This window comes from Streptomyces graminilatus (genome assembly GCF_001418565.1).
Classification (GTDB): domain Bacteria; phylum Actinomycetota; class Actinomycetes; order Streptomycetales; family Streptomycetaceae; genus Streptomyces; species Streptomyces graminilatus.
This window is the reverse complement of sequence record NZ_LIQQ01000391.1, coordinates 1-4879: the sequence shown is the minus strand read 5'-3', so window position 1 is coordinate 4879 and position 4879 is coordinate 1. Positions and strand designations below refer to the sequence as shown.

Annotated in this window: 2 protein-coding genes; both read right to left on the bottom strand. The window is 68.5% G+C overall.

Annotation, left to right across the window (positions count from 1 at the left end):
• Positions 1–129: 129 nt before the first annotated feature.
• Positions 130–537 (bottom strand): hypothetical protein, encoded by a 408-nt coding sequence (locus tag AOK08_RS30130; protein ID WP_055531920.1) that lies wholly within the window; start codon positions 535–537, stop codon positions 130–132.
• A gap of 19 nt (positions 538–556) precedes the next feature.
• Positions 557–4612 (bottom strand): polymorphic toxin type 27 domain-containing protein, encoded by a 4056-nt coding sequence (locus AOK08_RS47730; protein ID WP_055531918.1) that lies wholly within the window; start codon positions 4610–4612, stop codon positions 557–559.
• Positions 4613–4879 lie beyond the last annotated feature (267 nt).

The following is a 4879-nucleotide window of genomic DNA, read 5'->3' as shown; positions in this document are numbered from 1 at the left end:
CGCTGATCAGCGGAACTGTCTGCTTCGAGCTCGTGTCGCGTTCGGTGCCGGACGATGAGTGACAACGGTGAGGGCGACACCCGCGATACGTGTGCCGCCCTCACCTTGCGTGTCCGACGCGTCGAGGCGTCAGAAGAGGTTCCCCGACTCCGTCGGGAAGTCCGGCGGCCAGGGCCCCTTGTACAGCGACTCTCGGTCGTCCATCAGCGCGTACTCCGCCTCGCGCCAGTCCGGGGGGCTGGCGACGACGAAGCTGCCGCCGTCAGGGTCCAGCATCCAGGTGTAGTTCGCTTCGTCGGGCTCCACCCCGTGCCGCTCCGCCAGCACCGCGAACTCCTCGGGACTGGCGCGCCGGATGTGCAGGCCGTTTTCGTAGTAGGGCTGCAAGAGCATCAGCCTCACGTGCCCGATGTGCACCTCAATGTTGGTCGAGGTCCCATCGATCAGCGTCGCTTCGCTCTGCAGAAAGAGCTGCCGGTGGGACGGGTTGAACCCGACCAGTCGGAACAGCCTCCCGGTACGGATGAAATCGGTCATGCCTGAAGCCCTCTCTTGATCACGGCACCGGCTTCCCGTTGGCCAGCTTGAAGCGCTCGGGCTTGACAGGCTCACCGCCCCAGTACCACGTGATCGACTTCCAGTCGCGCTCGCCAAGCCTGACAGCGCTGCGCAGCTTTATCATCTCCCACGCGGTGCCGTATCCGGGGGACCTGATCAGCTCCCAATTGCTGCCTTTGATTGTCTCGCCCCGCTGCAGGAGCAGACTGAGCGCCTCGTTTTCGTCGGCGGCGCCGACCACGCCATCCAGTGAGACTGTCAGCTGCACCTCGGGGTTGCCCACCGTCCGTTCGACTCCGACCGTCCAGATCGGACGCTCGCCCATACCCATCTCCGCTGGCAGGTTCGTCCCGTAGGCACCACTGTTGAACGTATCGGCGCCGATCGTCTTCGCCAGCCTGTCCGCGTAGGGATTGATCCCAAGGACAATGTGGTCCCCGTCGTTCACCAGGTCCCTGAGGACCTTGTCTATGCACTCCTGAGGCGAGCCCTTGGCAGCGAGCGCCCGAGCGGCGAAGGCGCGCAACCCCCTCGAAGGGGCTGATTCACACGCCTCGTACACCGCCTGCATGAACTTGCTGGTGATGCCCGCGACGGCGGCCTCGGACAGCCGGAGGGAGCGCAGGGCCGCCCAGGCCTCCCGGAAACCGATTCCGGTCCTGGCGGCGGCGTCCATCGCACGGACGGCGTCCGCGATGGGGCGGAGGATCTTGCCGGCGAACATTGACACCACGTCAACGGCGGCCCAGGCGCAACCGCCCCAGCTCCCCTTCTCACCAAAGGAGGTGAGTTTCTGGGTGCATTGGATCCAGCTGCCGAAGAGGATGTCGACGGGGTCGATGCCCTCCTGGTACTCCGCGATCGTGATGGTGTGCGTGACGTCGGTGGACTGCGTGTCCGTCGTCTGCTCGCCCAGGTACTGCGTCTCCCCGGAGAAGCACGAGTTGTTCCAAACCTCCGTCGGGCACAGGTACAGGTCGACGACGGCCTTGTATCTGATCCTCTCGGTCATCGTGCAGTCGCCGACGTAGATGAGCGGGTTCCACCACTTGTCGCAGCCCTCGGTCTTTTTCAGGACCTCAGGTTCGCCGACCTTCTCGATGTGGTTGACGACGTAGAACATTCCATCGATGAGTTCGGCGGAACCGTCGGGGACCGTACCGGTCGCGATCTGCCCGTTGTTCTCCGCGTTGGACGCGGCCTCCGCAGCCTTGGCCGCGTCTGCCTGGGCCTTGACCGCAGCCTCTTCGGCCTTGACCGCGTCGGCCTCGGCGTCGGTGGCAACTCGGTCCGCCGCGGCTGCGTCGGACTCGGCCGAGGAAGCCGCGGAACGGGCGCCGGCGGCGTCCTTCTCGGCATCCGAGGCATCGCGGTCAGCCTGGGCTGCCGCCGACTCTGCCTCGCCCGCCGCGAAGTTGGCGTAGAAGGCGTCCGTGCCCGCCTGCGCGTCGTACTTCTGGGCGTTCGCGTCGGCCTTCTTCGCGGCTGCCGCGTCGGTCGACGCGGCAGCGGCGGAGGCGTTGGCCGCAGCGGCGGAGTTGACCGCCTGCACGGCGTAGTTCGCAGCGTCGGCCGCCGCCTGGAGGGCGATCTTCGCGTCGCCTGCGGCCTTGTCGGCGAGCGCCTTGGCTTGGGCCGCCGCCTTCTTCGCCTCGTCCGACTTCGCCTTGGCGGCGGAAGCCTGCTGCTCGGCGAAGGTCTTGGAGGTCTGCCCGATCAGCACCGCGTACGCCGCCGAGGTGTCCGTCTCGCGGTACGGGGAACCGACGGTGATCGCTTCGTCGGCCGCCTTGGTCGTCGCGGTCGCGGCGTCCCTGGCGCCCTGCGCGTACTGGGCCGTGGCGAGGGCGTACCCGGCGGTCCTCACCGACCAGGCAGCCGTCTTGACGGCCTCGGCCCCCGCCAGCGTGGCCTCCTTGCGCGCGACGATCGCCGCGGCCTGGGCCTTCTTCGCCTCGGCGTCCGCCTGCTTCGCCTTCTCCTTCGCGGCTGCTGCCGCGTCGATCGCCTCGGCAGCGGCAGCGTGCGCGGTCGAGGCAGCCGCCTGCGTCTTGGCGTACGCCGACTGGGCCGCGTCGGCAGCAGAGCGGGAACGCTTCGCCGCGCCCTCGGCCCGGGTGGCCGCCGCTCGGGCGTTCACCGCCGCCGTGGTCGCGTCGTTCGCCGCCGTACGGGCCCGGGTCGCAGCGCCCGCCGCGTCGGTGGCGGCGGAGCGTGCCTCGGTGGCCGCCTGCCGGGTCTCCTCTGCGGCACTGGTGCCCTCGGCTGCGGCGGCTGCCGATTCCAGCGCAGCCGCACGGGACGCGGTGGCGTTCTTCTCCCGCTCGGCCGTGACCGCCTTGTTGCGGGCGAGGAACGCACGCACCTCGGCGTCCTCAGCCGCCGCCAGCTTCTCCTTCGCCGTCGCGCCGGCCGCCTCCGCAGCCGTGCGGGCCTGGCCGGCCGTGGCCTGCTCGCCCCTCGCGCGCTCTTCGGCCGCACCTGCCTTCGCCCGCTCGCTCGCCGCGAGGTCGCGCTCCTGCTCGGCGGTGGCCTTCTCGGCCTCTGCTATGCCTCGCTGCCGCTTCGCCTCGGCGGCCTGGGTCTTGGCAGTCTGTTCCGCCCTCTCGGCGGTCGCACGGGCGGTCTTCGCAGTGGCGGCGTTGGCCGCAGCCTCGGTGGCCAGCTTGGCCGCGGATTCTGCGGCGGCCTTGGCCTGTGCCTTCGCCTCAAGCGCGGCCGTCTTGCGGAACTCCGTGTTCATCGCGTGCGTCTGGGTCTTCGCCAGCGCCAGCAGCGTCTGGGAGTCCGCCACCGTGGCTTTCGCGGCGTTCGACGCCGTCAGCGTGGCCTTCGCCGCCGCCTGGGTGGCGGCAGCCGATGCCTTGGCGACCTGCACGGCCTGCTGCGCGTAGAGCAGCCCCCGGCCGCGCGGCAGCCTCGCGGCGTCGGCGATCTCCCACGCCTTCGTCTGCTGAGTGCCTGCCGTAGCTGCGGCCGTCTTCGCACGGGCGGCCGACGCGTCAGCCAGAGTCACCTGCTTGGCGGCTGCCGCCTTCGCAGCGTTCAGATCCGCCGTCGCCTTGGTGAATTCGGCCTTCGTCGGATAGAAGACCGAGTCCTTGTGCGCGGCGAAGTACTTCTGCCAGTACAGGATCTGGTCCGCCTGCCAGGCCTGCCGCACCGCTTCGATCATCGCGTCTGTGGCGACCCGCGTCTCCTTCGCCGCGGCGGCCTTGGCGGTGAGGATCGCCTTGCGTTGGTCGGCCTGGCCGGTGTATTCCGCCTCCCATTCCGAGTAGGCCTGCACGACCGGGCCGGTCAGCACCCGGTAGTAGTCGATCGGGTTGGCACTGTCGCAGCCGGCCCAGGCCGTCTTCAGCGCCTCGACCTCGGTGCGGAACTCCAGCGAGTCCGGCTCGGGGGCCTTGGTCGGGAATCCGCCGAAGCGCAGGAAGGTCGCTACGTCGTTGGACGACGAATAGATCAGGTTGTCCGTGCTGAGCAGTTCCCCACCGGCCAAGTCCTTGTACGAGGCTGCCCAAAAGTCGTCGGTGTCGAACGCGTCGAGCACCTTCTTGGCCTGGTCCAGCGCGGTCTGGCCGGGTCTCGGAGTCGGGTTCTCCCTCGCCTTGTTGTACAAGTCCTGCTGAGTGCCGAGGGTGAAGGCGACGATGTCCTTGCCGAACTCCGGTGCAAAGTAATCCCGACCGCCGAAGAAATTTGCCGAGGCGTAGGGCTTGTTGGCGGTGTTCAGCTTGTCCTGGCGGTCCTGGAAAGCACGCAGGTCGGCAATGGCGGCGTCGCTGTCCCGCGTGGCGGCCTGGCTCCACTCACCGAGGAGCATGTCCGGGCGCACGAACGTGTACAGGTCGGCGTCCGTTCCAGTGAGCTTGGCCGCCGCGACCGACTTGAGTTCGGGCCCGCCAAATTGCACGGCCCGTCCTGCCTGGCAGCGGCCCTTGCGGGCCTGCTCGCCGAGGCTTATACGGAGGGTGCGCTCCCACGGATTGGTCGGGTTGTCCCCTGGCTCGTCGGAGGCCGCCGGGGCGGCGGACACCAGTCCGCCGAGCACTGCGGCAGCAGTCGCGAGCGCGACGGCCGTGAATCTTCTTTGTTGACGGCTTCGTTGAGGTCTTCCTGGAATTTTCCGCACGCCGATACCTGCCTGGATGGTCGGTACTGATGATCAGTCCCGTCCGGACAGGAAGAAGGCACGACGAACACTCGACCGCGATTGACCTGTGGTCACCAGCGGCCTGCCTCATAGGAAAAGTCAGGAAGGTGTGAGAACCCCGCCCCTGCTGCGCGTGCGGTCAACACGTGTCTCTTATCCCCATCT

What these genes read in the sequence shown, in the direction of transcription:
- AOK08_RS30130 (WP_055531920.1), bottom strand. Translation starts at nt 537, where the DNA reads ATGACCGATTTCATCCGTACCGGGAGGCTGTTCCGACTGGTCGGGTTC.